At 44.3% G+C, this 768-nt stretch carries 1 pseudogene; it reads left to right on the top strand.

Annotation, left to right across the window (positions count from 1 at the left end):
• Positions 1-707 (top strand): annotated as a pseudogene (locus DWZ44_RS18910) (IS256 family transposase); the annotation flags it as partial.
• Positions 708-768 lie beyond the last annotated feature (61 nt).

Below are 768 nucleotides of genomic sequence, written 5' to 3'. Positions count from 1 at the left end.
ACATCCAGGATGCGCTCAAGGATCTTTTAGGCGGTACCATTAAGGAAATGATGGAAGCGGAAATGGACGATCATCTCGGCTATGAAAAATCAGAACGTTCGGATAATGATGATTACCGCAATGGGTATAAGCGCAAACAGCTCAACAGCCGATATGGATCGATGGAAATCGAAGTGCCGCAGGACCGAAAATCAACATTTGAACCACAGGTGGTGAAAAAACGTCAGAAAGATATTTCTGATATTGATCAGAAGATCATTTCCATGTATGCCAAAGGAATGACTACCCGACAGATTTCCGAAACCATCGAAGATATTTATGGCTTTGAAACCTCGGAGAGTTTTATTTCCGATGTAACCGATAAGATCCTGCCACAGATCGAAGACTGGCAGAACCGGCCGTTGGACGAAGTCTATCCCATTCTCTACATCGACGCAATTCACTATTCCGTAAGAGATAATGGTGTAATCCGAAAGCTTGCAGCTTACGTGATTCTTGGAATCAACACGGAAGGAAAGAAAGAGGTTCTGACCATCAGCGTTGGCGACAACGAAAGCGCAAAATACTGGCTTTCCGTTATGAACGAACTGAAAAACCGGGGTGTCAAAGATGTATTAATCATCTGTGCAGATGGTTTAACCGGCATCAAAGAAGCAATCGCTGCTGCTTTTCCAAAAACCGAGTATCAGCGCTGTATCGTACACCAGGAACACACTGAAATATGTCCCTGACAAGGACAGAAAAGCATTTGCAGCGGATCTGAAGACC

Source organism: Blautia sp. AF32-4BH (assembly GCF_003460565.1).
GTDB lineage: Bacteria > Bacillota > Clostridia > Lachnospirales > Lachnospiraceae > Fusicatenibacter > Fusicatenibacter saccharivorans.
The sequence above is the reverse complement of the archived record's forward strand: the minus strand, read 5'-3'. Positions and strand labels throughout refer to the sequence as shown.